The organism is Sphingomonas faeni, from assembly GCF_023195535.1.
GTDB classification, from domain to species: domain Bacteria; phylum Pseudomonadota; class Alphaproteobacteria; order Sphingomonadales; family Sphingomonadaceae; genus Sphingomonas; species Sphingomonas faeni_B.
The window spans coordinates 230,793-255,821 of the sequence record NZ_JALPNF010000004.1 but is presented as its reverse complement, the minus strand read 5'-3'; the positions used below and the strand labels follow the sequence as shown (position 1 = coordinate 255,821).

Below are 25,029 nucleotides of genomic sequence, written 5' to 3'. Positions count from 1 at the left end.
CGCCAGGGGGAGGTGGCGCCGAAGGTGACGGAGGGGGAGGAAACGCAACGGTGGTTGCTCCTTTCCTCCCCCTCCGTCTGGCAAGAGCCAGCCACCTCCCCCTGGCGGGGGAGGATTGCTCGCTTCAAAAAATGAAGCTGTAGAAGCAGGTGAAGAACGCCGCGAAGCTCAGGAAAAACAGCTTCACGTCCTGATCGTCGTTTTTCGCAGCCGCGACCACCGGCGGCGGCAACGATCGGCGCAGCGGATGGCGGGCGGCTTCATTGGTGAGGACTAGGCGTCTGGTCATGATGCGAACGTTAACGCCGCGTTTACTAATTCGACCAGTCGCAAAAATGGTTAAATCGGCCACGTCCGGGAATGGGACGGAATCGCGCTGGCAACAGTCCGCACGGCACCGCCGGCCGCCCTCTGTGCATGCTGCATCCCGCCGTCTAAGCTGTCTCCCACTCCCCGCGACTCCGCGCCCACAAGGACCCGAATTATCCAGCAGATTGCGGCACTTCCCTATGTGATCGACGCCGACGGCCATGCCCGCGTCATGCTGATCACCTCCCGCGACACGGGTCGCTGGGTGATCCCCAAGGGCAATCCGATCGTCGGGCTCGCCAGCCACGAGGCTGCCGCGCAGGAGGCGTATGAGGAGGCCGGCATCCGCGGCATTCCCTGCCCCACCGCGGTCGGCGAATTCGGCTACCGCAAACGCCGCCGCACCGGCCGCTACCGCGACATGATCGTGACGGTGTTTCCGCTCGCGTTCGTCGAGCAGGTCGACGACTGGCCCGAGCGTCATCAGCGCGACACACGCTGGTTTACGCTTGATCGTGCGGCAGACGCTGTCAATGAGCCCGGCCTGAAGGCGCTGATCGCGGCTTTCCGCGAGCCGCCGATCCCGGCGTCGTTCGCGCAACGTATCTTACCCGTCGTGCGCAAGAGTGCGAAAAGGAGAATTCCGATGCTGGGCTGGTTCCAGTCGCTGATGCCGAAGCAGGGGCGGTTCTTCGAACTGTTCGACGCGCATGCCGCGACGCTGGTCGCCGGCGCCGATGCGCTCGCACGGCTGCTCCACGGCGAAGGCTCGATCGAGGCGCAGATCGCCGAGATCGTCAAGCGCGAGCACGAAGCCGACGATATCACGCGCGAGGTCCTCCAGGACGTCCGCCGCGTGTTCGTGACGCCGTTCGATCGCAGCGCGATCACGGATTTGATCGGCGTGATGGACGACGCGATCGACCAGATGAACGGCACCGCCAACGCGATCGCGTTGTACGAGGTGACCGAATTCTCGGCCGAGATGCGCGACATGGCGGGCATCATCGTCGAGGCCGCGCGCATCACCGCCGAGGCGATCCCGCTGCTGCGCTCGCTAGGCACCAATGCGGGGCGGCTGCATGACCTGACCGCGCGGCTGATCCAGATCGAGGGTCATGCCGACGACATCCACGACACGGGCCTTCGCGCGCTGTTCCAGGCGTCGAAGATCAGCGCGGACCCGATGACCTTCATCATCAACCGCGAGATCTACAGCAGCCTGGAAAAGATCGTCGACCGCTTCGAGGATGTGGCGAACGAAATCCAGGGGCTGGTCATCGACCATGCTTGATGTGTCGATTGAGTCCGAGACCGCCCACGGAGCTCCCCCCCGGCGAAGGCCGGGGCCCAATTGGGGGACAGCAATAACTGAGAACGGCGCGCTGTTACTAAAGCCTTCCCAATTGGACCCCGGCCTTCGCCGGGGGGGTGGAATGGTCGGGGATAGGACGGCAATCGCATGATTCTCTCCCTCCCCCTCCTCATCGGCCTCATCGGCATAGCGCTGCTGTTCGACTTCCTGAACGGCCTCCACGACGCGGCGAACTCGATCGCCACGGTCGTCTCCACGCGCGTCCTGAAGCCGCAATACGCCGTCCTCTGGGCCGCGTTCTTCAACTTCATCGCGTTCGCCGTCTTCGGGCTTCACGTCGCGCAGACGGTCGGCACCGGCATCGTCCAGGCGCACGTGATCGACGCGCAGGTGATCTTCGCCGCGCTGATGGGCGCGATCGCGTGGAACGTCATCACCTGGGTGCTCGGCATCCCATCGAGCAGCAGCCACGCGCTGATCGGCGGCCTACTCGGCGCAGGTATCGCCAAGGTCGGTTTCGGCGCGATCGTCTGGAAAGGCGTCATCGCCACCGTCGTCGCGATCTTCGCCTCGCCCGCGATCGGCCTCATGCTCGCGCTCGTACTGGTGCTCGCGGTGGCGTGGACCAGCCTCAAGCTCACCCCGCTCGGCGTCGACAAGCGCTTCCGCAAGCTGCAGCTGATCTCCGCCGCGCTCTATTCGCTCGGCCACGGCGGCAATGACGCGCAGAAGACGATGGGGATCATCGCCGTGCTGCTCTACTCGCAGGGCCTGCTTGGCGGCGAATTCCACGTGCCGCTTTGGGTCGTCCTGTCCTGCCAGGCAGCGATGGCGCTCGGCACGTTGTCGGGTGGCTGGCGGATCGTCCACACGATGGGCTCGAAGATCACGCGGCTGACTCCGGCGCAGGGCTTCTGCGCGGAGACCGGCGGCGCGATCACGCTGTTCGCCGCGACCTTCTGGGGCATCCCGGTCTCGTCGACGCACACCATCACCGGCTCGATCGTCGGCGTCGGTGCCGCCCGGCGCCTGTCCGCCGTCCGCTGGAACGTGGCGAGCAACATCGTCGTCGCCTGGACGCTGACGCTGCCCGCCGCCGGGTTGATCGGTGCAGGCACCTATCTGCTGGTCGGGCTGTTCGTCTGAACGGCGCCCTACCCCTAAGCGACAGTCTCTTGACGCGGACGTAACCGGCTCCGACACTCCCGGTCGAGCGAAGGACAATGATCCTTCGCCGCCAGGGAGAGGACATCATGAAGACGACCTATACGGCGTTGCTGGCCGGGACCGCGCTGAGCTTCGCGAGTCCGGGCCAGGCACAGACTGCCAACCCGACCAACGTCGCGGCCAGCGAGACCTATAACCGCATGGTCGTGTTCGGCGACAGCCTCGCCGATGGCGGCTATTACCTGACGCTCGATCCCCGGCTGGCGCGCGACGCAGGCAGCTTCACGACCAACCCCGACCCGGTCGCGCCCGAGGTCCTCGCGGCCCGACTCGGGCTGTCGCTCGACCCCGTCTATGGCAAGGGCGGCACCAATTACGCAGTCGGCGGGGCGCGCGTCACCGCCGCGAACGCGCTGTCGATCCCGGTCACGACGCAGATCAGCAATTTCCTCGCCGCTGGCGGCACCTTCGGGCCACGCGACCTCGTCTACATCCAGGGCGGCGGGAACGACTATTTCGCGTTCCAGGCCGGCGGCAGCACCAATACCGCGATCCTGACCACTGCGGCCACGCAGCTCGCCACGCAAGTCGGCCGCCTCCAGACCGCCGGGGCCAGCCGGATCGTCACGCTCGCGGTACAATCGGGCGGTGCAGCGGGCATTCAGCTGTTCAACCGCACCTATGCGGCCGCGCTGGCAGCGGCGAACGTCAACGCGCTGTATTTCGATACCGACCGGCTGTTCGGCGAACTCGTCGCCAGCCCCGCGACCTATGGCTACACCAACATCACCGGCGTCGCCTGTACCGTGCCGTCGTCGCTGGCCTGCACGCGCGCGACGCTCGTCTCGCCCGACGCCAACGAGACGTATATCCTGGCCGACAGCGTCCACCCGTCGGGCAAAACGCAGCGCATCCAGGGGCAGGCCGTGGCCAGCCTCGTCCAGGCCCCCGACCAGATCGCCGGGCTCGGCTATGCAGCGCAGGCGATGTTCCGCGGCCAGCGCGACCTGTTCGAGGGCGCCGAGCGCGGCGGCGCGCAGCGTAGCGGCCATGCGCTGTCGCTGTTCGGCAGTGCGGGCTATCATTATTATGCGAGCGGCAATTCCGCCCAGCGCGTCGGGATCACCGAGCGCGGCTTTAGCGGTACCGCGGGCGCCGACCTCGCGATCGGCGACGCGTCGGGAGTCGGCGTGGCCGGCGGCTATTCGGATGGCACCGGCGACTTCAAGGCCGGCGCTGGCACCTACAAGCCGCGCGCCTGGTCGGTCAGCGGCTACGCGCGCGGTGAACTCGGCCCGGTGCGCCTGCTCGCGGACGGAACCTATGGCGAGATCGACTATCGCCACATCCGTCGCACCGTCCAGCTCGGCCCGGCGATCCGCTCGCACGAGGGCGAGACCGACGGCACCTACGTCGCCGGCCGCGTCACCGCCGCGTTCGACCTGGTCACGCTCGGCGGCGTGGCGTTCGGCCCCGACCTCGCGGCGCAATACGACCGCGTCCGCATTGCCGGCTATACGGAGTCCGGCGGCCTCTCGACGGCGGCGGCGTTCGGCAAGCAGGAGGTGAAAAGCCTGACCGGCCGGTTCGGCGCCGTGATCCGGACAGTCCCGGGCGAACCTGTGCGGTTCTTCGCCCGCGCCGGCTACGAGCGCGAGTTCGACGACGATCCGCGGACACTGACGCTGACCCCGACGGGTGCGCCGATCAGCTTCACGAGCACGGTGGAACGCGCCGATCGCAGCTATATGAGCTACGCGATGGGCGTGGACGGCAACGTCGCAGGGCAGTTGTCGCTGCGCGCGGGTGTCGCCGGCTACGCGTTGCGCGACGACCGCGACAGCGTGTCGGCGTTCGCAGGGCTATCCGCCGCGTTCTAAGAAGGATCGGCATTCGGGGTTGGCTCGACAAATACGATCCCTTGTCCGTCATGCCGGACTGGTTCCGGCATCCACGGGGCCGCAAAATCAAGAGAATTTGGTTTGCGGAACGGTGGACCCCGGAACCAGTCCGGGGTGACGGTACAGTTTGCTGGCCGGTGCGATTGCATATGCTGACCGTGCATCTGCGCCAAATGCAGGGTGGCGCTGTATCGGGATGTTTGGGCGCGCATCCCGAACCGCGTTGAAGACGGGCCAAGGCAGCAGAGTTACAGTTTAGGCGCCCAATCCTGCCGATACGTCTAGGATATCAGTCAAATGAACGGGGCTTGGGACAACGGTCCAATCGACCGGTCATCAACGGAAATGGTGGAGCCGAGGGGGATCGAACCCCTGACCTTTCGCATGCCATGCGAACGCTCTCCCAGCTGAGCTACGGCCCCATTCCCGTTGGGAGGCGGCTCACTAACCGGAGCCGCCCGGGTTGGCAAGCGGCGTAAACACCGCTTGCCAAATTTCTTTCTATTACCGCTCGTGCTCGTCCTGCGGCGTCTCGACGCCAAGGTCGTCGTCGCCGCCCAGATCGACTTCGTCGTCGGCAGACGGCTCTTCGTCCTCGCCGGTGATCGAGGCGATGTCCTCTTCCTCGTCACCCTCGAGATCCGCGTCGGGCTTCTTGGTGTCGGGCTTGGCGACCTCGAACGGCAGCGGCTGCTTCGACTTCAGGATGGGCTCGGGCTCCCACGCATACCCGCATTCGATGCAGGTCACGGGGTCGGCTTTTTCGAGGTCGTAGAAACGCGTCGCGCATTTCGGGCACGAACGCTTCGTGCCCCATTCCGGCTTGATCATGCCGATAGAACCTTTCGGATGAATGGATTGCGGGGAGATACCCTCGCAAAGTGGGCGCGCCTTGCCATAGCGCAAGGCCACTGTCAAAAGCCCGGCCCGATGACACACCCCCTCCCCCAGTCCCTGGACGTGGCCGCGCGCGGTCCCCTGACCGGTTCGATCGCGGTTCCAGGCGACAAGTCGATCAGCCACCGCGCGCTGATGTTCGCCAGCCTCGCGGTCGGCACCAGCCGGATCACCGGGCTGCTGGAGGGTGAGGACGTGCTCGCCACTGCGGCGGCGATGCGCGCGATGGGCGCGACGATCGAGCGGCAGGGCGACGGCATCTGGGTCGTCGACGGCGTCGGCGTCGGCGGACTGCTCCAGCCCGCGACCGCGCTGGAGATGGGCAATTCGGGCACGTCGACTCGGTTGCTGATGGGGCTCGTCTCCAGCCATCCGATCACCTGCACCTTTACCGGCGACGCCTCGCTGTCGGGCCGGCCGATGGGCCGCGTGATCGAGCCGCTGTCGCAGATGGGCGCGGACATCAGCGCGTCGCCCGGCGGCAAGCTGCCGCTGATGGTGCGCGGGATGTGTCCGGCGGTACCGATCAGCTACACGCTGCCGGTCGCGTCGGCGCAGGTGAAGTCGGCGATCCTGCTGGCGGGACTCAACACGCCGGGCATCACGACGGTGATCGAGCCGGTCGCGACGCGCGATCACAGCGAGCGGATGCTGACCGGGTTCGGCGCCAAGCTGACCGTCGAGGAGACCGAAGCGGGCCGCGTGATCTCGATCACCGGCGAAGCGGAACTCAAGCCGCAAGATATCGTCGTGCCGGGCGATCCGTCGTCCTCGGCCTTCTGGCTGGTCGCGGCGTCGATCGTGCCGGGGTCGGATATCGTCGTGCGCAATGTCGGGCTGAACCCGACGCGGATCGGCATCGTCACCGCGTTGCGTATGATGGGGGCCGACATCACCGAGCTCGACCCGCGGACCGTCGGCGGCGAGCCGGTTGCCGACCTGAGGGTCCGCCACGCACCCCTGACCGCGATCGAGGTGCCCGCCGATCTCGCGCCGAGCATGATCGACGAATATCCGGTGCTGTTCGTCGCCGCCGCGTTCGCGACCGGCACGACGGTCGCGCGCGGCGCGCACGAGCTGCGCGTAAAGGAATCGGACCGGATCACGACGATGCGGATCGCGCTGGAGGCGTGCGGCGTCGCGTGTGAGGAATACGAGGATGGCATGGCGATCACCGGGTCGGGCGGCGCGCCGATTCGCGGTGGCGCTCGGGTGGCCTCGAAACTCGATCATCGCATCGCAATGAGCATGGTGGTGGCTGGACTTGGGAGCAGCGAGCCCGTCACGATCGACGATGTATCGCCGGTGGCGACGAGCTACCCCGTGTTCTTCCGGTCGCTCGACGCGCTTACCGGCCAGGGGAATTAAGATGATCATCGCAGTCGACGGCCCGGCGGCATCGGGCAAGGGCACGATCGCGCGCGCCTTGGCCAAGCATTATGGGTTGCCGTATCTCGATACCGGGCTGCTGTACCGCGCGGTCGCGTTGAGCGTGGCGCGGATGGGACTCGATCCGGAGACCGAAGCCGACGCGGTCGCGGCGTGCGATTTCAGCGATGCGCTGTTGAGCGATCCGGCGTTGCGTGATGACGATATCGGCGCGCTGGCGTCGGTTGTGTCGGCGCATCCGCTGGTCCGGGCAGCGTTGCTGCACCGGCAGAAGCGGTTTGCGGCGCAGGAGGGTGGCGCGATCCTCGACGGGCGCGACATCGGCACGGTGATCGCGCCGGATGCGGACGCGAAGCTGTTCGTGAAGGCTACGCCGAATATCCGCGCGCAGCGGCGGCATGCGGAGTTGCAGGCTCGAGGCGGGACGGCGAGCAAGGATCGGGTGCTGGCGGATATTCGGGCGCGGGATGCTCGGGATAGCGGGCGGTCTACGGCGCCGCTGGTGATGGCGGCGGATGCGGCTTTGCTGGATACGAGCTTTCTGTCGATCGAGGCTTCGGTGCAAAGGGCGGTTGCGTTGGTGGAGGCGCAGCGGGCGAAGAAGGCGGCTTCGGTTTAAGGCTTAGAACTATCCCGTTGGCCCCACCCCGGCGAAGGCCGGGGCCCAGTTAGAAAGGTCGCAGTAACGAAGTCCGTCCCTCAGTTAGCAACGTCCCCCACCCGGGCCCCGGCCTTCGCCGGGGTGGTTGCTCTGTTGGGGTAATCTAGCGTGAACCAACACTGTTTCCCCGCGAAGGCGGGGACCCAGACTGGGCTCCCGCCTTCGCGGGAGAACAAGGAGGAGTGAGCGGAACTCCCCTATGGCGCCCCCTCCCCTAGAGCGCAGTAACCAGCGCCACCGCCCCGAACACCACCCCCGGGAAATTCGCCACGACGATCGGCCAATCCCGCTTGTCCTTCAGAAACCCATACCCCACCCACAGCGCGCAATTCACCATCGTCGCGAAAGGCTGGACCACCGATCCTTTCTGACCCGCAAGGTTCAGCATGATCTGGTCGATGTACGACAGGTACATCACGATCGCCGTCACGGTGGCGACCCAGCCCAGCACGAGAATGCCGCGTTCGTTCAAATCTTCGCTCCTGTGGTGAACCGCCCCTAACGCAGCGGAGTCGATCTTGCTCCGAGAGGCGGTTTCGGCTATACGGCGATGTCCGGCGAGCGATGCTCGTGGAGGAAGGCGCGGAGACCTATGAGTCTCACGCGCCGTTTTCGCATTCAGCGTCTACGTCCTCTGCGCCTCGTGCCGTCCGGATGCTGCGCCGGCGTTCGGTCGTCGCGGCAACGAAGGCCAAGACCAGCGGACCCAACCGCTTGGCCGGAAACAGACTAGGATTACTGAATTCTATGGCAACCCAGGTAATGCCGACCCGCGACGATTTCGCGGCGATGCTGAACGAAACGCTCGGCGACGCCGACAGCTTCGAGGGCCGCGTGGTGCATGGCACCGTGACCGGCATCGAGAACGACATGGCCGTCATCGACGTCGGTCTGAAGTCGGAAGGCCGCGTGCCGCTTCGCGAATTCGCAGCGCCGGGCCAGAAGGCTGACCTGAAGGTCGGCGACGAAGTCGAAGTCTATGTCGACCGCGTCGAGAACGTCCACGGCGAAGCAATGCTCAGCCGCGATCGTGCGCGTCGCGAAGCCGCATGGGACAAGCTGGAAACCGAATTCTCCAAGACGACCCGCGTCGAGGGCGTGATCTTCGGCCGCGTGAAGGGTGGCTTCACCGTCGACCTGAACGGCGCCGTCGCGTTCCTGCCGGGCTCGCAGGTCGACATCCGCCCCGTGCGCGACGTCACGCCGCTGATGGACATCCCCCAGCCCTTCCAGATCCTGAAGATGGACCGCAAGCGCGGCAACATCGTCGTGTCGCGTCGCGCCGTTCTCGAAGAGACGCGCGCAGAGCAGCGTTCGGGCCTGATCCTGAGCCTGGCCGAGGGCCAGATCATCGACGGCGTCGTCAAGAACATCACCGATTACGGTGCGTTCGTTGATCTCGGCGGCATCGATGGCCTGCTGCACGTCACCGATCTCAGCTACAAGCGCGTCGGTCACCCGAGCGAAGTCCTGAACATCGGCGACACCGTCAAGGTGCAGATCATCCGCATCAACAAGGACACCCAGCGCATCAGCCTCGGCATGAAGCAGCTGGAGAGCGATCCCTGGGATGGCGCGATGGTCAAGTATCCGGTCGGCGCAAAGCTCACCGGCCGCGTCACGAACATCACCGAATATGGTGCGTTCGTCGAGCTGGAAGCGGGCATCGAAGGCCTCGTCCACGTGTCGGAAATGTCCTGGACCAAGAAGAACGTCCATCCGGGCAAGATCGTGTCGACCTCGCAGGAAGTCGACGTCATGGTCCTCGAAGTCGATTCCGAGAAGCGTCGCATCTCGCTCGGCCTCAAGCAGGCTCAGGCCAATCCTTGGGAGGCGTTCGCTGCCGCGCATCCGATCGGCTCGACCGTTGAGGGCGAAGTCAAGAACGCGACCGAATTCGGTCTGTTCATCGGCCTCGACAACGACGTCGACGGCATGGTCCACATGTCCGACATCGCCTGGGGCGTTTCGGGCGAGGACGCGCTCAACCTGCATCGCAAGGGTGAGACCGTCGAGGCCGTCGTGCTCGACATCGACGCCGAGAAGGAGCGTATCTCGCTCGGCATGAAGCAGCTCGAGCGCGGCGGGCCATCGGCCGGCGGCATCGCAGCAGCAGGCGACAAGCTGAACAAGAACGCGATCGTCACGGTCACCGTTCTCGAAGTCCGCGACGCGGGCCTCGAAGTGCAGCAGGGCGACGATGGCGCGACCGGCTTCATCAAGCGCACGGATCTGGGTCGCGATCGCGACGAGCAGCGTCCGGAGCGTTTCCAGGTCGGCCAGAAGTTCGACGCGATGGTGACGGGCTTCGATCGTTCGAAGAAGCCGACCTTCTCGATCAAGGCGATGCAGATCTCGGAAGAGAAGCAGGCCGTCGCACAGTACGGGTCGTCCGACTCGGGCGCGACGCTCGGCAACATCCTCGGCGAGGCCCTCAAGGCCCGCACGGACGCCGAGAAGAAGTAAGTCTCACGACTTAACGATAAATTGGCCCGGCATGTCTCGAACATGCCGGGCTTTTTATTGACTATCTCACTTTGGTTTTTGACTACGCTCAGATTAGTGCTAACGCTTCGCAAGTTGACTTACATCAATAAGCGTAACTGCCAAATGAGCGGGAAAACGAATGATTCGATCTGAACTGGTCCTCAGGATCGCCGAGGCGCATCCGGACCTGCAACCCGATGAAGTCGAGCTTATCGTCAGCACGTTTTTCGACGAGATCTCGAAGCGTCTGGCGGCGGACGGAAGGGTCGAACTGCGCGGCTTCGGCGCGTTTTCGACGCGCGCGCGCGACGCAAGAACGGGCCGTAACCCGCGTACCGGGGAAGTCGTCGAGGTCGACGCAAAACGCGTTCCCTATTTCAAACCCGGTAAAGAGATGCGCGCCCGCCTGAACGTGTGACGCTGCATAAATGTCAGGCTCCGGCGCCGATCGGTCGTGTTTCTACCTGCGATGGGTTGACCCGGCGGACGGCGTCGTCTTGTTGGGGGCGTGTGCGGACGTGGCGAAACCGGTAGACGCAGGAGACTTAAAATCTCCCTCCCTAGGAGTGCGGGTTCGAGTCCCGCCGTCCGCACCAGAGCGGCTCTTTTCCTAACGGTCTGCATCGGGCTCGGCATGACGCTGACCGGGTGCGAGCGGCGGCGACCCGATACCGGCGCCGTGATCGTCAGTGCGATCGGCTCTCCGCCCAGGATCGTCGATGCCCGCCGTGTACGGGTCGACACGCCCAGCCGACTGTTCGTCGATTCGACCGCGCAAGGTCTGGTTCGATTCGATGCCGCCGGACAGATCGAACCTGGCCTGGCCGAGCGCTGGATCGTGATCGACGGCGGGATGAGCTACATCTTCCGTCTGCGCGAGGGCGATTGGGGCGATGGCACGCCCGTCACCGCAGATCAGGTTGTTGCCGCGCTGAAACGTCAGATCGCACCGGGCTCGCGCAACCCGCTGGCCCCCTTCCTCACGGCGATCGACGAGATCGTCGTGATGACCCCGCAGGTGATCGAGGTTAGGCTGAGCCGCCCCCGTCCCGATCTGCTCAAGCTGTTCGCGCAACCCGAGCTCAGTTTGCTGAGGATGACGCCGCTCGGCGGAAGCGGGCCTTTTCGCGTGGCTGCGCGCGGTCGGTCCCCGTTGCTGCGCCCGGCCTTCGACCCCAACCAGGCCGACCCGGAGGACCAGCGCGCGATCAAGCCTGAGGAGGATGTCCGGTTGATCGGCGAACGCGCGGCGCGCGCGATCGCGCGATTTGCCCACCGCGATTCGGATTTGGTCAGCGGTGGCAGCTTCGTCGACTGGCCCCTGCTAGCGACCACCGAGATATCGCCCGCCAATATCCGTGTCGATCCTGCCGCCGGACTATTCGGACTGGCGATACTTCGCCGCGACGGATTCCTCGCCGAAGCCGCAAACCGCGAGGCGGTCGCAGAGGCGATCGACCGAACCGCGCTGACCACGGCGATCGCCCCGGCATGGGATACGGCCGATCGCCTTCTTCCCGATATTCTCGACTCGGCCGCATTGCCGCAGGTCCCTGCCTGGACGCTGCTGACCCAGGACGAGCGTCGTGTCGCGGCGCGGCAACGCGTTGCCGGATGGACTGGTGGACCCGTGTCGCTTCGGATCGCCCTCCCGAACGGGCCTGGCGCCACCTTGCTGTATGCGCAGGTGGCAGCATCGCTGATCGCTGTCGGTATCACGCCTTACCGCGTCGCGCAGGGTGCGGACGCCGACCTGGCGCTGGTCGATGCGGTCGCGCCCTATGATAGCGCGCGCTGGTATCTGGCAACGGCATGTGTCGTGTGCGGAGAGGCCGCGCAGGCCGCAATTACTGCCGCACGCGAAGCACCGACGCTCGCGGAACGGGCTCGACAGATCGCCGCCGCCGATGTCGCAATGAACGCGGATGTTGCCTTCATCCCGCTCGCGCGACCGCTGCGATGGTCGCTCGTATCGACCCGGCTGCAGCAGTGGCAGCCCAATGCGCGAGCGTGGCACCCGTTGAACCGATTGCGCGCCGACACCAACTGACAGACATGACCCAACGCCCGACGCGCATGATCCCCGGATCTATCCTCGATACGCTCCCGATGGGACGCGACGCTCTGTCGGTTCGCTGCCGTGTCGAGGCGATGGAGCGCGTCATGGAGGGTCTGTTCACGATTCCCGGCACGAACCGCAAGGTCGGCATGGACGTGATCCTCGACATCATTCCCTTTGCCGGCAGCACGATCGCGGCCGCGGTCGGTGCGTGGATGGCCTGGGAAGCGCGCAACATCGGTATGTCGAAGATTCAGATGGCACGGATGTTCGGCAATGTCGGCATCGATTGGGCACTCGGGATGATCCCCTTCGTCGGTGCGGTCCCGGATTTCTTCTTCCGGTCGAACACGCGCAACCTGCGGATCATCAAGCGCCACCTCGACAAGCATCATCCGTCGACGACGACCCTCGAGATTTGAGGTCACCGCCGGGGCGGATTGCGCGATCGACTATCGAGCCCCACGCCAGATTTTGAGCGACGCGCTTGGCGCAAGCCCACCCTGGTGCACCGGGCAGCGGCGATAGCGGAAGCGGCGATCGAGACAGATCCAGACCTCGTCCAGCCAGCCTTGCTTCGTGGCGGTCACGCGCATCATGTCCGCCTTCAGGCCAGGATTGCGGCTTGCCATCGCCGCCGCGAACCGCCCTGCTGTCAGTGATGTCCGCGACAGCGCGTCCATGTCGGGAAATCGCAGCTTGCCGTATAGCGCGGCGGACTGGGCGAAGTATTTGGCAGGACGATATCCCGGCATGCAGGTGCCGTGCTTCGCCCATTCGTGTTGCAGCAACTGCGCGGACGGGGTCGTGCACAGGTGCGCCTTGATCACCGGGGGCGGTACGAATTCGGCCGCACGGCAATATTGCGGCCATTCCTTGCCGACGCCGTCGGGCCAGAGCCCGTGGAGCGTGAAACCGAACCGATTTCCCGCCCCGCACTGAAACTTCGAGCCTGCGCGATCGCCGTTGTCGCGGCAATATTGCGGGGCCCAGGTGATCGCGAGCGTATAGCTGCCGATCGGTAGGTCGCGCTTCGGCTGGCTGTCCGACGGCAGGTCGGGACGAACGCGCTGTATCGAGGCCGGCGCCGAGCATTGATAGGCTTGAGCATGGGCTGCTGCAGGCAGCGCAAATGCCGCGACGAGCGTGATCCTAGCGAACATAAGTCGTATCCTCATCGATCGCATCGGCGTCGGACCCTTCGTCATCGTCGTCCGATTCCGGCATCTCGCCGAACCAGCGCTGTGCGTCGGGTTTGAACAGCAATACCGCAGCAGCAATGTACAGCGCGTTCGCGAGAACCGACAGTGCCAGCGTCGTACCGCTGACCGCGCGGCCCATCGCCAATGTTCCCAGCGACAGGAGGATGCTCAGCACACCGAACGCGGCAAACACCACGACCACCCATTTTGCGATCACGCTGGGCCTGCGTGCCGTGAAATACCAGATGAGCAGCGCGATCGCGATGGTGAGCGCTTGCGTCACGGGCAGGATCCAGTGCGCCTCGGCCAACATAGGATTGGCGGCAAGGATCGTGGCGCGTTGTGTCCAGCTGATCGCGGAGGCAACGAGCCCGAACACGAACGACGCGAGATAAAGGCGTTCGTACCAGACTATCGATGGCGGCCTGTTCATGGTCTTCGTCCCCTGCCCGATGCGGAGTCACGGGCACCATACCGCGCGGATGCGGCACTCACGCAGTCGTGAAATCGAGCCCTATATCCGCCGCGGGTGCAGACTGCGTCAAGCGACCGACCGAGACATAGGTAACGCCGGTTTCGGCGATCGCCCGGATGGTGTCGAGGCTGACCCCGCCCGACGCTTCGCAAGGCACGCGTCCGCCGACCAGCGCCACTGCCGTGCGCAACGTCGGTGGCGGCATGTTGTCGAGCAACAGGTGCGTCGCCCCCGCCGCAATCGCGGGTTCGATCTGATCGATCCGATCGACCTCGACGATGATCTGCGCGATCCCCGCCACCTTGGCGCGTCGTACGGCCTCGCCGACGCCGCCGGCCACCGCGACATGATTGTCCTTGATCATCGCCGCGTCCCAGAGCCCCATCCTGTGGTTCTGCGCGCCGCCCATCCGCGTCGCATATTTCTCGAGCACGCGTAGCCCGGGAATGGTCTTCCGCGTGTCCAGCAGGATCGCGCCGGTGCCCGCTATCGCGTCGACGTAGCGGCGGGTCATCGTGGCGATACCCGACAGATGCTGCACCGTATTGAGCGCCGAACGCTCGGCCGTCAGCAAGGCGCGTGCGGCGCCCTCGAGCCTGAGCAGATCGGTACCGGCAGCGACCGACTCTCCGTCCTGGGCGAGACGTTCGATACGGACACCGGGATCGAGCGCCCGGAAAAAGGCTTCGGCAAGCGCCAATCCAGCCACGACGATCGGATCGCGACTATCCATCGCGCCGGTGAAGCGGGCGTCGGCGGGAATGACCGCGGCGGACGTGATGTCGCCGACCGTCCCGAGGTCTTCGGCGAGGGTCGCCGTGACGAACGCTTCGACATCAAACCCCTCGAGCCCAGTTGCGCTCACCCGACATCCCCCAAATCATTATTCACCGATGGTACCAGCGCGGTGCCAAAAATCAGACGCCCGGAATAGCGAAATCCCACCGAGCAACGGCTCGAGAAAGTTTTCCCGACCCGGAACAAATCGCCGACTGGCGAGTTGCAAGAATGTTTTCCAAGGACTTTACCATGCTTACCGAGACGATGGCCGATGTCGCACGCTTGAACGCCTTGCTGGATGAGGCGCTCGCGCTGGCCGATGCCTTGCAGATGCCGCTTGCCGCCATCCACATCGATCAGGCGCTCGCACAGCTTGGCGGCGACGTTCCCAGGGCCTGAAGGTCGACCGCTTGTCGGGCGGGTGCGCCGCCCGACCTCGGCCGCGCGACGTCCGGCGGCCCGGAAGTGGACCTCGGCCTCACGCATAGCATTATTTAGGGCCCAAATCGCCCTTTCCTACCGTGTTCGACGCCATCTCCAGCATGCGGTCGAGGCTCTTCTTTGCCTGCAAGCGGAGCCCCTCCTCGATCTCGATACGCGGGCTCAGATCGCGTAACGCGACGTACAGCTTTTCCAGCGTGTTGAGCGCCATGTACGGGCAGATGTTGCAGTTGCAGTTGCCGTCTGCGCCCGGCGCACCGATGAAGCGCTTGTTCGGCAACGCCTTTTCCATCTGGTGGATGATGTGCGGCTCGGTCGCGACGATCAGCGTGTCGCCGGGCATCGCCAGCGCATAATCGAGAATGCCGCGCGTCGAGCCGACATAATCGGCATGATCGAGGATGATCGGCGGGCATTCGGGATGCGCGACCACGGGCGCACCAGGATGTTGCGCCTTGAGCTTCATCAGCTCGGTTTCGCTGAAGGCCTCGTGGACGATGCACACGCCCGGCCACAGCAGCATGTCGCGGCCGGTCTTCCGCGCGAGATAGCCGCCGAGGTTGCGGTCGGGGCCGAAGATGATCTTCTGATCGAGCGGGATCTGCGCGAGGATCGTGTCTGCCGACGACGACGTCACGATGATGTCGGAGAGCGCCTTCACCTCGGTCGAGCAGTTGATGTAGGTCAGCGCGATGTGATCGGGATGCTTGGCGCGGAAGGCGGCGAACTGCTCGGGCGGGCAGCTGTCCTCGAGGCTGCACCCGGCATCCATGTCGGGCAGCACGACGATCTTGTCGGGCGACAGGATCTTGGCGGTCTCGGCCATGAACCGCACGCCGCAGAACGCGATGACGTCGGCGTCGGTCGCGGCGGCCTTGCGCGACAGGTCGAGGCTGTCGCCGACGAAATCGGCCAGATCCTGAAGCTCGGGCTTCTGGTAATAATGCGCGAGGATGACCGCGTTCTTCTCCTTGCGGAGGCGCTCGATCTCGGCGCGTATGTCGATGCCGGCGAAGTTCTGGTTCAATTCCATGGTCGTATCCCGAGTTTAGCGCGCATTCCCTAGCACGTCCTGCAGCGAGCGCGAGGTATCCCAGCGTTCCGTGTTCGCAACGGGTTCGTCGGCGAACCGCACCGCGACGGTCGCATCGATCCCGGCAGCGCGGAGCGGCATCGCGAAACTGCGTTCCACCGCCCTGCGCGTGGCGTCGCGGGCGAGCTTGATCATCGCCGGCTCGCGTGCCTGGCGGATCAGCTCGATCTGCCCGGCACGGCGGTTGGCGGCGTCGAGGCGCTTCTCGGCATCGGTGAAGGTGGTCAGCACGCCGCCCGAGCCATATTCGCGCACCGCGTTCAGATCGACCTGTGGGCCATCCGCCTCGACCGCGGGCAGCCGCACCGACAGCGTCTTGGTGGTGCCGTCCCACGCGACATCGGCCTGGGTCAGCTTCCCCATGTCGACCTCGTACCGCACCATGCCGGGCATGATCAGCGTCTTCTCGGTGGTGAAGCCGAGCTGCGACTGTTTCGAGGTCACCACCGCGACATAGCGCGCGGCGAACGCGGACAGGCGGTTCTGTTCGCGCAGGCCTGCAAGACTGGCGCTGGCGATCGTCGTCGGATCGGGAGTCAGGCGGTCGCTGACGTAGCGCTGCACGCCCCACAATGCGAGCAACCCCGCAAGAACGAGTATGACAATCACGCCGACCGCCTTGGCCAGGAATGCGCTGACGCCGCCGCTACGCGCGGGGGGCAGGTCGGGGCTCAGGTTTTCGTCTGCCATGTTTCGCCTTCCTCGATGACCAGTCCGCGGGTTTGCAAATCGTAGAGATGCGCCAGCACCGATCGCTCGGCAGCGGGCACGAGCCGCGGGTCCAGACCGACATACATGCGCTCGACCATCGCCGGGATCGGCCGTACGCCGTCGCGGAGCAAGCGAAGGATCTGGCCCTCGCGCTGCTTGCGGTGGCCGAGCATCCCGCGGACGAGGCGTTGCGGCCTATCGATCGCCTCGCCGTGCCCCGGATAATAGACACGGTCGTCGCGCCCCATAAGTTTTTCCAGGCTCGCCATATACGCCGTCATATTGCCGTCGGGAGGCGAGACGATCGTCGTCGACCACCCCATCACGTGATCCCCCGAGAACAGCGCCTTGGTCTCGGGCAGCGCGAAGGCGAGGTGATTCGAGGTGTGGCCCGGCGTTGCGATCGCCTCGAGCGTCCAGCCCTCGCCCGTGACGGTGTCGCCCTCGGCGAGAACGCGGTCGGGGGCGTAGGCGGGGTCGAACGAAGCGTCCGCCCGCGCACCCGTGTCGTCGAGGTCGAAGGGCGCAGCACCGACGATCGGCGCTCCGGTTATCGCCTGCAGCCGCCGCGTCGCAGGGCTGTGGTCGCGGTGGTGATGCGTGACGACGATCGCGGTCACCGGACGGCCGTCGATCGCACGGACCAAGGCTGCGATATGCGGAGGGTCGTCCGGGCCGGCATCTATCACGGCAAGATCGGCACGGCCGACGATGTGGGTTTGCGTGCCCGTGTATGTGTACGGCGACGGATTGGGCGCGAGCACGCGGAGTACGAGCGGCTCGAGCTGGATCGGGATACCGGTCGGATGCTCAGCCATGATTGCGAGATGGCGGCTTCGTGCGGCGATGGCAAGACCTTCACCAATTCGGTCGCATGTCGCCATTCTTTACAGGTCGACCCGCTGCAGAAACCCCATTAACTATTGGAAGCCCTGCAGAACCTGGATGCGACGACGTTGGCACGGAGCCTGCAACGTGCGTCATGTCACCGAGCGCACCTGCGTTCATGCAGGGTGGATCGACCGCTACCGTCCGGTCTCGCGTCGATCCACCCTCCCCGGCGCCCCCGTGGTCAGTTCGCGTTCTGCTTTTCGAACAGTTGCGCCAACTCGCCGCTTTCGTACATTTCCATCATGATGTCCGAACCGCCGACGAACTCGCCGTCGACGTAAAGCTGCGGGATCGTCGGCCAATCCGAATAGGCCTTGATCCCCTGGCGGATGCCCTGGTCCTGCAACACGTCGACGCTCTCGAACTCGACCTCGAGATGGTTGAGGATCGCGATCGCGCGGCTGGAAAAGCCGCACTGCGGGAACAGCGGGCTGCCCTTCATGAACAATACGACGGGGCTGGCTTTGACCACTGCGTCGATGCGTGCGTTGGTGTCGTCGGTCATGTCTTCGTCCCTCAGGAAATTGCAGTTGTAAGCTGGAGTGCGTGCAGGACGCCGCCCATGCGGCCACCTAGCGCGGCATACACCGCCTGGTGCTGCTTCACGCGGCTCATCCCGGCAAAGCTCGCGGCGGTCACCTTGGCAGCATAATGATCGCCGTCGCCGGCAAGGTCGGTGATCTCGACATGCGCATCGGGGATCGCGTCCTTGATCATGGTCGCAATATCGTCGGCAGCCATCGGCATATCAATGCGCCTCCAGCAACTGGCGACGCGCCTCGATCATCTGCTGCGCGAGCGCGCGGCGGACGGTCGCTTCGTCGTGATCCAGGCCCGCGGCGGTCATGTCCCCGACCAGCTTCCGGACGACGTCGTCATCGCCGCCGCCCTCCATATCCGCATGGACGAGCGCCGTGGCATATGCATCGGTTTCCTCGGGGGTGAGTTTCATCTCATGCGCCGCCCAGACGCCAAGCAAGCGGTTCCGCCGCGCCGTGATCCGGAATGCCATTTCATCCTGGCGCACGAAATGCGCCTCGCTGGCGCGTTCGCGATCGTCGAATGTTGTCATTGCGCAGGTCCCCGATGCAGTCTCGTCTTGCATCCGAGATAGGTCGCGGACCGCGCATGCGCAACAATGCCGCATTTCGCCGTCCGCAAGGTCGGACCGAGGCGATCCGGTCAGCCGACCTCGACGACGAGTTTTCCGATCGCGCCGCGCGCCGCCATCTTGGCGATCGCCTTGCCGCCATCTTCGAACGCGAAGACCTCCGTGACGCGCGGTGCGATCTTTCCTGCCTCCCAGAGCTCGAACAGCGTTTCGATATGCGCTTGGTTCGCCTTAGGGTCGCGCGCCGCGAACGCGCCCCAGAACACCCCACACACGTCGCAGCTTTTGAGCAACGTCAGGTTGAGCGGCAGGCGCGGGATGCCCGCAGGGAAGCCGACGACGAGATACTTGCCCTCCCACGCAATCGAGCGGAGCGCGGGCTCGGCATAATCGCCGCCGACCGGATCGTAGATCACGTGCGCGCCGTCGCGACCGGCCGCGGCCTTGAACTGCTCGGCGAGCGCCTTCGACTGATCCTTGTCGAACGGCGCGCGGGCATAGATCAGCGTTTCGTCGGCGCCGGCCGATTTTGCGGCGGCAGCTTTCTCCTCGGACGAGACCGCGGCGACGACCTTCGCGCCGAACGCCTTGCCGAGTTCGATCGCGGCGAGGCCGACGCCGCCAGCTGCGCCGAGCACGAGCAGGGTTTGCCCCGCCTTGATGTGGCCGCGGTCGAGCAGCGCGTGGATCGTCGTGCCGTAGGTGAGGATCAGCGAGGCACCCTCGGCAAAGCTGCGGCCCTCGGGGAGGCGGTAGAGCTTGGCGGGATCGGCGATGACCTGCTCGCACAAGCCGCCATGGCCGAGCATCGCAATCACGCGGTCGCCGACTTCCCAGCCCGTCACGCCTTCGCCGATCGAAGCGATCGTGCCGGCGATCTCGCCGCCCGGTGCGAACGGGCGCTGCGGCTTGAACTGGTACTTGTCCTCGATGATCAGGACGTCGGGAAAGTTGATCGCGCAGGCCTTGACCGCGACCACCACCTGCCCGGGGCCGGCTACCAGATCGGGCAGCTCGACCATTTCCAGAGTTTCAGGTCCGCCGACTGCCTTCGACACCAATGCTCGCATACCCGCTCTCCACCGTCATCCAGGGGCGATTCGATGCGACCGCGTCCTCGAAATTTGAAATCTGGGTATCCCTTGCCAGCGTCAGGCCGACTTCGTCCAGCCCTTCCATGAGACACTGGCGGCGGAATGCGTCGAGTTCGAAGGTGAAGCGATCCTGGAACGGGGTGGTGACGGTCATCGTCTCGAGGTCGACGGTGACGATCTGGTCCTTGGCGACCTCGATCAGGCGGTCGATCGCTTCCTCAGGAAGCACGACGGGGACGATGCCGTTCTTGAACGCGTTGCCCGAGAAGATGTCGGAGAAGCTCGGCGCGATCACCGCGGTGATGCCCATGTCGGCGAGTGCCCAGGCGGCATGCTCGCGGCTGGACCCGCAGCCGAAATTATCGCCGGCGATCAGGATCGGCGAGCCGGCATAACGCGGATCGTCGAAGATGTTGCCGGGTTGCGCGCGCACCGTCTCGAACGCGCCGCGGCCGAGGCCGGTGCGCGTGATCGTCTTCAGCCAGTGCGCCGGGATGATGACGTCGGTGTCGATGTTCTTCGCGCCCCAGGGATAGGCGCGGCCCGAGACGGTGGTGACGGGGGTCATCGCTGTTCCGTACGCTCCGGAACCACGCGCGCCGAGGCGACATAGGCCGCAACGCCGCTGAGCATCGCGCCAGCCGCCAGCAATACGAAAACCTTCTTCATGTTCTTGCCCCCATCAACTCTCTGACGTCGCTCAGCTTACCGGTCACCGCCGCTGCCGCCGCCATCGCGGGTGATACCAGATGCGTGCGCGCTCCGGGACCCTGTCGGCCGACGAAATTACGGTTCGACGTGGAAGCGCAACGCTCCCCCGCAGGGACTTTGTCCGGGTTCATCGCGAGGCACATCGAACAGCCCGGTTCGCGCCATTCGAAGCCTGCGGTGATGAAGATCCGATCGAGCCCTTCGGCTTCGGCCTGGCGCTTCACCAGGCCAGAGCCGGGCACGACGAGCGCGCGGACACCGGTTGCGACATGGCGGCCATCGGCGATCGCTGCGGCGGCGCGGAGGTCCTCGATACGGCTGTTGGTGCAACTGCCGATGAAAACGTGCTGGATCGGCACGTCGCGCATCGCGGTGCCGGCGGTGAGGCCCATATAGTCGAGCGACTTCTGCGCCGCCGCTTGCTTGGCGGGATCGGCGAAGCTCGACGGTTCGGGGACGACTCCGGTGATCGGGACGACGTCCTCGGGGCTGGTGCCCCAGGTGAGGCCGGGGGCGATATCGGCGGCGTCGAGCGTGACCGACTTGTCGTACTTCGCGCCTGGATCGGTCGCGAGGCTGCGCCACCAGGCGACGGCACGATCCCAGTGTTCGCCGGTCGGCGCCATCGGACGGCCCTTGAGGTACGCGAACGTCGTGTCGTCGGGCGCGATCAGGCCGGAGCGCGCGCCCGCCTCGATCGACATGTTGGCGATCGTCAGGCGACCTTCGATCGACATGTTGCGGATCACGCTCCCGGTAAATTCGATGACGTGGCCGGTGCCACCCGCCGCGCCGATCTTGCCGATGATCGCGAGGATGACGTCCTTCGGACTGACGCCGAAGCCGAGTTCGCCGTCGACGCGGACTTCCATCGTCTTGGCCTGCGACAACAGCAACGTCTGCGTGGCGAGGACGTGCTCGACCTCGCTGGTGCCGATCCCGAATGCGAGCGCGCCGAGCGCGCCGTGCGCGGAGGTGTGGCTGTCGCCGCAGACCAGCGTCGTGCCGGGGAGCGTGAAGCCCTGTTCCGGACCGACGACGTGAACGATGCCCTGCTCGACGGCCATTGCGTCGATATAGTCGATGCCGAACTCGGTCGTATTGCGGCGGAGTGCGTCGAGCTGCTGCGCGCTCTCGGGGTCGGCGATCGGCAGGACACGACCGGCGGCGTCCTTGCGCGCGGTCGTCGGCAGGTTGTGATCGGGAACGGCGAGCGTCAGGTCGGGGCGACGTACCTTGCGGCCCGCCACGCGGAGGCCTTCGAACGCCTGGGGGCTGGTGACCTCGTGGACGAGGTGGCGGTCGATATAGATCAGGCAGGTGCCGTCGTCGCGGCGTTCGACGACGTGCGCCGCCCAGATCTTTTCGTACAGCGTTTGTGGAGTGGCCATGATGGGGCGCGCGTTAACCGAAATAGGCTGCCGCGCCAAGGTTCGATGTAATTTTCGGTCGCCGAGCCGTGTGCCTCGTGCGGGGGAAGGAAGTTTGTTCTCCCGCGAAGGCGGGCGTCCAGACTGGGTCCCCGCCTTCGCGGGAAACACGGCTTTGGTCGCGCCCTACCCGTCCGCCCCACACCCGTCATGCCAGCGAAAGCTGGTATCTCCCGGTTTGGGTCGCGGCATCCGCCAACTGGGATACCCCAGCTTTCGCTGGGGTGACGAGAGTCGGGGGGATCGCGTCTACCGCGCGGGCATCGCCCGGTTCAGGAACGCGACGCTGTCGGCCAGCACCGACGCTTTCCCGCGGAACGGCTTCGACAGCGCCATCGCTACGTTTTCGTGGCTGAGGCCGGGATAGTCGATGTGCGTCACCGGTGCGCCGAGCGCCTTCAGTCGCGCGGTGAGGTTGATGGCGTTGTGCGGCTTCACCTGCGTGTCGTTACCGGCGGTGATCAGCAGCATGGGCGGCGCATCCGCCCGCGCGAAGTGGATCGGCTGGGTCATCACCGGGTCGGAGGCGCCCTGCATCGCGTCGATCGCCCGCTTGGCGGTGAAGGGGTAGAAATCATAGGGGCCGCACAGGCCGACCGCGGCCTTTATGATGTGCGGGTCGACGCCTTCCGCTTTCAGCCAACGCTGGTCGAGCGTCAGCATCGCCACGGTATAGGCACCGGCGGAATGGCCGGCGACGGCGATCCGGTTTGGGTCGCCGCCCGACTGCGCGATGTGGTCACGGGTCCACTTCACCGCTTCGGCGCCGTCCTGGACGAAGGCGGGGAAGCGGACGTCGGGAACCTTGCGGTAGTCGGGCATGACGACGACGTAGCCGGCCTTCGCATAGGCGCGCGCCGCGAATGCATAGGCGCCGCGCGAGCCGTGAACCCAGCCGCCGCCGTACCAGAAGATCAGCACCGGCAGGCCTGTCTTCGCGCCGCCGGACGGGCGCCAGACGTCGAGCTTCTGCCCGTGCGTGCCGAACGGGACGCCCTCACGAACGCGCGCCGTGCCGCGACCGCCGCCCATCACGCCGTCGAGGACGCTGAGCGTGCCGGGACCCGCGGTGAACGCCGTGCCCGCGATCAGGATCACGATCAGCGCGATGACGATGGCGGCGCGCTTCATCAGGCGGTGTAGTGCGCCGTCGTCTTCGCCGCGACCTCGTCCGCGGTCACGCCGGGGGCGAGCTCGACCAGCTTGAACGGGCTGTCGTGATCGGGACGCTGGAACACCGCCAGATCGGTGACGATCATGTCGACGACGTTCTTGCCGGTCAGCGGCAGCGTGCAGGACGGAATGAACTTCGGCGTCCCGTCCTTGGCATTGTGGTCCATCACGACGATGATCTGCTTGACGCCCGCGACGAGATCCATCGCGCCGCCCATGCCCTTGATCATCTTGCCCGGGATCATCCAGTTGGCGATGTCGCCGCCTTCGCTGACCTCCATCGCGCCCAGCACCGTAAGGTCGATATGCCCGCCGCGGATCATCGCGAAGCTGTCCGACGAGCTGAAATAGACCGACGACGGGAGTTCGCTGATCGTCTGCTTGCCGGCGTTGATCAGGTCGGCGTCCTCTTCGCCCGCATAGGGGAACGGGCCGATCCCGAGCATGCCGTTCTCGGACTGGAGCGTGACGGTCATGCCCTCGGGGATGTTGTTCGCGACCAAAGTCGGGATGCCGATGCCGAGATTGACGTAATAGCCGTCCTTCAGTTCCTGCGCCGCGCGCGCGGCCATCTGGTTACGGTCCCAGGGCATCAGTGCATTCCTTCCTGGATGGTGGTGATGGTCGTGAATTGTTCACGGAGCTCGGTGCCGACGCCGTCGACGATCGCCTGCAACGCGGCGTCCTCGGCGATGCCCCATGTGCCCGCATAGGCGCGCGCGGCGTGGCGGATCGTGTCGGCGATCAGGTAGCCGAACACGGTCGGATCCTCGAGGATGCCCGCGTCTATCAGGACGTTACTGCCGGCGCCGTTGGTGATCCAGATGCGGGCCACCTCGACCGATTCGCTCGTCAGCTGCGCGCCCTTGTCGAGTGCGATCGAATTGGGGTGATCGGCCATTAGCGTACGCCTCCTGTCGGGGCCCAGCGGACTGCTGGCGGGAATACCTCGTCGCGATTGCCCTTGAGCGCGGTGCCGTAGACGGGGTTGGGGAGGACGAACCATCCTGCGCCCCATTTGGCCGTGATCGCGGGTGACTGCACCGTGGCGCGGCGGGCGGCGGGGGTCTGGCCGGCGTTGAAGAGGTCGCTGAAGTCGCCGAGTTGGTCGCCGCCCATCGCTACGACGCAGTATTTCGCGGCGATCGTCGCGCGGCGGCCGTCCTTCTTCGAACCGGTCGCGTCGTCGCCGGCGAGGAACAGGGTTTCGCCGTGGCGGGCTGGGCCAAGGCCTGCGGCTTCGATCGCGGCCTCCGTCTGTGCGGCGTTGGCGGCGGAGCGGTTGGTGTTGAAGATCACCGTGACGCCCATCGCGCGGAGGACGGCCAGTGCATTGAGGGCGCCAGGGACGGGCGCGACTTGCTTGATGCCGGTGCGTTCCCAGTCCTGCCAACGAGGGTCGGACCAGGGCTGGCCGGAGGAGGCGTCGTATTCGAAGCCGAGGTTGAGGAGGATTGTCTCGTCGACGTCAAAGACCGCAGCTTTGGGCTTGGTGCCGCAGGCGGTGAAGGTCGGCGCGGCGAGCGAGGCGCCTTGTGCGAGCACGACGGAGGTCGGCGTGCGTTGTGTGCGAACGTAGCCGACGAGGGCGTTCCAAGCCTGGATACTGACCGCTGCGGCTTCGCCCGAGGCGTAGAGATACTGCATGCCTGCGGGGACGCCGTCCACGGTGACGGGGGCGCCGATGCTAGGCGAAGACGCGATCGAGGTCGGTGCGGAAACGCTCACGCAT

General features: G+C 65.7%; 29 protein-coding genes and 2 tRNA genes. 11 read left to right on the top strand and 20 right to left on the bottom strand.

The annotated features are described in order from the left end of the window. Positions 1-124: 124 nt before the first annotated feature. Complete coding sequence (locus tag SPHN_RS11000) at positions 125-289, bottom strand: hypothetical protein (RefSeq protein ID WP_187502787.1); 165 nt, start codon at positions 287-289, stop codon at positions 125-127. Positions 290-484: 195 nt separating this feature from the next. Here SPHN_RS11000 and SPHN_RS10995 point away from each other — a divergent pair, with 195 nt between their 5' ends. From SPHN_RS10995 to SPHN_RS10985, 3 genes are all read left to right on the top strand, one after another. Next, positions 485-1,603 carry a DUF47 family protein gene (locus tag SPHN_RS10995; protein ID WP_248523312.1) on the top strand — a complete coding sequence of 373 codons (1,119 nt, stop codon included), beginning with the start codon at positions 485-487 and terminating at the stop codon, positions 1,601-1,603. 168 nt (positions 1,604-1,771) lie between these two features. Then, the gene (locus SPHN_RS10990; RefSeq protein WP_248523256.1) at positions 1,772-2,770 is read left to right on the top strand and encodes an inorganic phosphate transporter; all 999 of its coding nucleotides are present in this window, start codon (positions 1,772-1,774) and stop codon (positions 2,768-2,770) included. 107 nt (positions 2,771-2,877) lie between these two features. Continuing rightward, complete coding sequence (locus SPHN_RS10985) at positions 2,878-4,671, top strand: autotransporter domain-containing protein (RefSeq protein ID WP_248523254.1); 1,794 nt, start codon at positions 2,878-2,880, stop codon at positions 4,669-4,671. 367 nt (positions 4,672-5,038) lie between these two features. On the opposite strand, the gene SPHN_RS10980 is transcribed toward SPHN_RS10985, so the two are convergent. Then, positions 5,039-5,114: transfer RNA gene (locus SPHN_RS10980), tRNA-Ala, on the bottom strand. Positions 5,115-5,196: 82 nt separating this feature from the next. Further along, entirely contained in the window at positions 5,197-5,523 is a 327-nt protein-coding gene (locus SPHN_RS10975) for a TIGR02300 family protein (protein WP_031395784.1), read from the bottom strand. A gap of 99 nt (positions 5,524-5,622) precedes the next feature. Here SPHN_RS10975 and aroA point away from each other — a divergent pair, with 99 nt between their 5' ends. Further along, a complete protein-coding gene (gene aroA, locus SPHN_RS10970; protein WP_248523252.1) occupies positions 5,623-6,957 on the top strand; it encodes a 3-phosphoshikimate 1-carboxyvinyltransferase in 1,335 nt (444 codons plus the stop codon). 1 nt (position 6,958) lies between these two features. Next, on the top strand, positions 6,959-7,597 hold the full coding sequence (cmk, locus tag SPHN_RS10965; RefSeq protein ID WP_248523250.1) for a (d)CMP kinase: 639 nt from the start codon (positions 6,959-6,961) through the stop codon (positions 7,595-7,597). A gap of 256 nt (positions 7,598-7,853) precedes the next feature. Here the strand turns inward: cmk and SPHN_RS10960 are convergent, their stop codons facing one another. Beyond that, complete coding sequence (locus SPHN_RS10960; protein WP_056486791.1) at positions 7,854-8,111, bottom strand: SemiSWEET family transporter; 258 nt, start codon at positions 8,109-8,111, stop codon at positions 7,854-7,856. 275 nt (positions 8,112-8,386) lie between these two features. Here SPHN_RS10960 and rpsA point away from each other — a divergent pair, with 275 nt between their 5' ends. From rpsA to SPHN_RS10935, 5 genes are all read left to right on the top strand, one after another. Continuing rightward, positions 8,387-10,105, top strand: a complete 1,719-nt coding sequence (gene rpsA / locus SPHN_RS10955; protein WP_056060414.1) for a 30S ribosomal protein S1 — start codon at positions 8,387-8,389, stop codon at positions 10,103-10,105. Between the two features lie 160 nt (positions 10,106-10,265). After that, positions 10,266-10,544 carry an integration host factor subunit beta gene (gene ihfB, locus SPHN_RS10950; protein ID WP_248523248.1) on the top strand — a complete coding sequence of 93 codons (279 nt, stop codon included), beginning with the start codon at positions 10,266-10,268 and terminating at the stop codon, positions 10,542-10,544. 94 nt (positions 10,545-10,638) lie between these two features. Beyond that, positions 10,639-10,722, top strand: a tRNA-Leu gene (locus SPHN_RS10945). 38 nt (positions 10,723-10,760) lie between these two features. Beyond that, positions 10,761-12,176, top strand: a complete 1,416-nt coding sequence (locus SPHN_RS10940) for an ABC transporter substrate-binding protein (protein ID WP_248523246.1) — start codon at positions 10,761-10,763, stop codon at positions 12,174-12,176. Between the two features lie 5 nt (positions 12,177-12,181). Further along, on the top strand, positions 12,182-12,607 hold the full coding sequence (locus SPHN_RS10935; protein WP_248523245.1) for a DUF4112 domain-containing protein: 426 nt from the start codon (positions 12,182-12,184) through the stop codon (positions 12,605-12,607). A gap of 30 nt (positions 12,608-12,637) precedes the next feature. Here SPHN_RS10935 and SPHN_RS10930 read toward each other — a convergent pair whose 3' ends face one another. The 3 genes from SPHN_RS10930 to nadC are packed head-to-tail and all read right to left on the bottom strand — an operon-like array spanning position 12,638 to position 14,727. Then, positions 12,638-13,348, bottom strand: coding sequence for a ribonuclease T2 family protein (locus SPHN_RS10930; protein WP_248523243.1), 711 nt, complete (start codon positions 13,346-13,348; stop codon positions 12,638-12,640). Continuing rightward, complete coding sequence (locus tag SPHN_RS10925; protein WP_248523241.1) at positions 13,338-13,820, bottom strand: hypothetical protein; 483 nt, start codon at positions 13,818-13,820, stop codon at positions 13,338-13,340. The genes SPHN_RS10930 and SPHN_RS10925 overlap by 11 nt, the downstream gene beginning before the upstream one ends. 58 nt (positions 13,821-13,878) lie before the next feature. Beyond that, positions 13,879-14,727, bottom strand: coding sequence for a carboxylating nicotinate-nucleotide diphosphorylase (gene nadC, locus SPHN_RS10920; protein WP_248523239.1), 849 nt, complete (start codon positions 14,725-14,727; stop codon positions 13,879-13,881). Between the two features lie 164 nt (positions 14,728-14,891). Between nadC and SPHN_RS10915 the strand changes: the two genes are divergently transcribed. After that, positions 14,892-15,041, top strand: coding sequence for a hypothetical protein (locus SPHN_RS10915; protein ID WP_248523238.1), 150 nt, complete (start codon positions 14,892-14,894; stop codon positions 15,039-15,041). A 91-nt stretch (positions 15,042-15,132) separates the two neighbouring features. Here SPHN_RS10915 and nadA read toward each other — a convergent pair whose 3' ends face one another. The 13 genes from nadA to SPHN_RS10850 form a co-directional block, all read right to left on the bottom strand. Next, positions 15,133-16,116, bottom strand: coding sequence for a quinolinate synthase NadA (gene nadA, locus SPHN_RS10910; protein WP_248523236.1), 984 nt, complete (start codon positions 16,114-16,116; stop codon positions 15,133-15,135). A 15-nt stretch (positions 16,117-16,131) separates the two neighbouring features. Next, positions 16,132-16,866: a DUF4230 domain-containing protein gene (locus SPHN_RS10905; RefSeq protein WP_248523234.1), complete on the bottom strand. Its 735-nt coding sequence runs from the start codon at positions 16,864-16,866 to the stop codon at positions 16,132-16,134. Further along, positions 16,848-17,705: an MBL fold metallo-hydrolase gene (locus SPHN_RS10900; RefSeq protein WP_248523233.1), complete on the bottom strand. Its 858-nt coding sequence runs from the start codon at positions 17,703-17,705 to the stop codon at positions 16,848-16,850. Before SPHN_RS10900 ends, SPHN_RS10905 begins: the two co-directional genes overlap by 19 nt. Before the next feature lie 254 nt (positions 17,706-17,959). Further along, the gene (gene grxD / locus SPHN_RS10895; RefSeq protein ID WP_248523231.1) at positions 17,960-18,283 is read right to left on the bottom strand and encodes a Grx4 family monothiol glutaredoxin; all 324 of its coding nucleotides are present in this window, start codon (positions 18,281-18,283) and stop codon (positions 17,960-17,962) included. Between the two features lie 11 nt (positions 18,284-18,294). Next, positions 18,295-18,525: a BolA/IbaG family iron-sulfur metabolism protein gene (locus SPHN_RS10890; RefSeq protein WP_248523229.1), complete on the bottom strand. Its 231-nt coding sequence runs from the start codon at positions 18,523-18,525 to the stop codon at positions 18,295-18,297. Between the two features lies 1 nt (position 18,526). Then, a complete protein-coding gene (locus SPHN_RS10885; RefSeq protein ID WP_248523227.1) occupies positions 18,527-18,850 on the bottom strand; it encodes a DUF1476 domain-containing protein in 324 nt (107 codons plus the stop codon). A gap of 110 nt (positions 18,851-18,960) precedes the next feature. After that, entirely contained in the window at positions 18,961-19,959 is a 999-nt protein-coding gene (locus SPHN_RS10880) for an NADPH:quinone oxidoreductase family protein (RefSeq protein WP_248523225.1), read from the bottom strand. Then, on the bottom strand, positions 19,922-20,551 hold the full coding sequence (gene leuD / locus SPHN_RS10875; RefSeq protein WP_248523223.1) for a 3-isopropylmalate dehydratase small subunit: 630 nt from the start codon (positions 20,549-20,551) through the stop codon (positions 19,922-19,924). Before leuD ends, SPHN_RS10880 begins: the two co-directional genes overlap by 38 nt. A 97-nt stretch (positions 20,552-20,648) precedes the next feature. Beyond that, complete coding sequence (leuC, locus tag SPHN_RS10870) at positions 20,649-22,085, bottom strand: 3-isopropylmalate dehydratase large subunit (protein WP_282580528.1); 1,437 nt, start codon at positions 22,083-22,085, stop codon at positions 20,649-20,651. A gap of 288 nt (positions 22,086-22,373) precedes the next feature. Then, positions 22,374-23,255, bottom strand: a complete 882-nt coding sequence (locus SPHN_RS10865; protein WP_248523221.1) for an alpha/beta hydrolase — start codon at positions 23,253-23,255, stop codon at positions 22,374-22,376. Then, the gene (locus tag SPHN_RS10860; RefSeq protein WP_248523218.1) at positions 23,255-23,890 is read right to left on the bottom strand and encodes a 3-oxoacid CoA-transferase subunit B; all 636 of its coding nucleotides are present in this window, start codon (positions 23,888-23,890) and stop codon (positions 23,255-23,257) included. Before SPHN_RS10860 ends, SPHN_RS10865 begins: the two co-directional genes overlap by 1 nt. After that, complete coding sequence (locus tag SPHN_RS10855) at positions 23,890-24,198, bottom strand: DUF5076 domain-containing protein (protein ID WP_248523217.1); 309 nt, start codon at positions 24,196-24,198, stop codon at positions 23,890-23,892. The genes SPHN_RS10860 and SPHN_RS10855 overlap by 1 nt, the downstream gene beginning before the upstream one ends. Beyond that, entirely contained in the window at positions 24,198-25,025 is an 828-nt protein-coding gene (locus tag SPHN_RS10850) for an HAD family acid phosphatase (RefSeq protein WP_432715079.1), read from the bottom strand. Before SPHN_RS10850 ends, SPHN_RS10855 begins: the two co-directional genes overlap by 1 nt. Positions 25,026-25,029: the final 4 nt, after the last annotated feature.

What these genes read in the sequence shown, in the direction of transcription:
- SPHN_RS10900 (WP_248523233.1), bottom strand. Translation starts at nt 17,705, where the DNA reads ATGGCTGAGCATCCGACCGGTATCCCGATCCAGCTCGAGCCGCTCGTA.
- SPHN_RS10990 (WP_248523256.1), top strand. Translation starts at nt 1,772, where the DNA reads ATGATTCTCTCCCTCCCCCTCCTCATCGGCCTCATCGGCATAGCGCTG.
- SPHN_RS10885 (WP_248523227.1), bottom strand. Translation starts at nt 18,850, where the DNA reads ATGACAACATTCGACGATCGCGAACGCGCCAGCGAGGCGCATTTCGTG.
- SPHN_RS10925 (WP_248523241.1), bottom strand. Translation starts at nt 13,820, where the DNA reads ATGAACAGGCCGCCATCGATAGTCTGGTACGAACGCCTTTATCTCGCG.
- SPHN_RS10855 (WP_248523217.1), bottom strand. Translation starts at nt 24,198, where the DNA reads ATGGCCGATCACCCCAATTCGATCGCACTCGACAAGGGCGCGCAGCTG.
- leuC (WP_282580528.1), bottom strand. Translation starts at nt 22,085, where the DNA reads ATGGCCACTCCACAAACGCTGTACGAAAAGATCTGGGCGGCGCACGTC.
- ihfB (WP_248523248.1), top strand. Translation starts at nt 10,266, where the DNA reads ATGATTCGATCTGAACTGGTCCTCAGGATCGCCGAGGCGCATCCGGAC.
- SPHN_RS10935 (WP_248523245.1), top strand. Translation starts at nt 12,182, where the DNA reads ATGACCCAACGCCCGACGCGCATGATCCCCGGATCTATCCTCGATACG.
- nadA (WP_248523236.1), bottom strand. Translation starts at nt 16,116, where the DNA reads ATGGAATTGAACCAGAACTTCGCCGGCATCGACATACGCGCCGAGATC.
- SPHN_RS10975 (WP_031395784.1), bottom strand. Translation starts at nt 5,523, where the DNA reads ATGATCAAGCCGGAATGGGGCACGAAGCGTTCGTGCCCGAAATGCGCG.
- SPHN_RS10890 (WP_248523229.1), bottom strand. Translation starts at nt 18,525, where the DNA reads ATGCCGATGGCTGCCGACGATATTGCGACCATGATCAAGGACGCGATC.
- leuD (WP_248523223.1), bottom strand. Translation starts at nt 20,551, where the DNA reads ATGACCCCCGTCACCACCGTCTCGGGCCGCGCCTATCCCTGGGGCGCG.
- aroA (WP_248523252.1), top strand. Translation starts at nt 5,623, where the DNA reads ATGACACACCCCCTCCCCCAGTCCCTGGACGTGGCCGCGCGCGGTCCC.
- SPHN_RS10915 (WP_248523238.1), top strand. Translation starts at nt 14,892, where the DNA reads ATGCTTACCGAGACGATGGCCGATGTCGCACGCTTGAACGCCTTGCTG.
- SPHN_RS11000 (WP_187502787.1), bottom strand. Translation starts at nt 289, where the DNA reads ATGACCAGACGCCTAGTCCTCACCAATGAAGCCGCCCGCCATCCGCTG.
- grxD (WP_248523231.1), bottom strand. Translation starts at nt 18,283, where the DNA reads ATGACCGACGACACCAACGCACGCATCGACGCAGTGGTCAAAGCCAGC.
- SPHN_RS10865 (WP_248523221.1), bottom strand. Translation starts at nt 23,255, where the DNA reads ATGAAGCGCGCCGCCATCGTCATCGCGCTGATCGTGATCCTGATCGCG.
- cmk (WP_248523250.1), top strand. Translation starts at nt 6,959, where the DNA reads ATGATCATCGCAGTCGACGGCCCGGCGGCATCGGGCAAGGGCACGATC.
- SPHN_RS10940 (WP_248523246.1), top strand. Translation starts at nt 10,761, where the DNA reads ATGACGCTGACCGGGTGCGAGCGGCGGCGACCCGATACCGGCGCCGTG.
- rpsA (WP_056060414.1), top strand. Translation starts at nt 8,387, where the DNA reads ATGGCAACCCAGGTAATGCCGACCCGCGACGATTTCGCGGCGATGCTG.
- SPHN_RS10930 (WP_248523243.1), bottom strand. Translation starts at nt 13,348, where the DNA reads ATGTTCGCTAGGATCACGCTCGTCGCGGCATTTGCGCTGCCTGCAGCA.
- SPHN_RS10905 (WP_248523234.1), bottom strand. Translation starts at nt 16,866, where the DNA reads ATGGCAGACGAAAACCTGAGCCCCGACCTGCCCCCCGCGCGTAGCGGC.
- SPHN_RS10860 (WP_248523218.1), bottom strand. Translation starts at nt 23,890, where the DNA reads ATGCCCTGGGACCGTAACCAGATGGCCGCGCGCGCGGCGCAGGAACTG.
- SPHN_RS10880 (WP_248523225.1), bottom strand. Translation starts at nt 19,959, where the DNA reads ATGCGAGCATTGGTGTCGAAGGCAGTCGGCGGACCTGAAACTCTGGAA.
- SPHN_RS10985 (WP_248523254.1), top strand. Translation starts at nt 2,878, where the DNA reads ATGAAGACGACCTATACGGCGTTGCTGGCCGGGACCGCGCTGAGCTTC.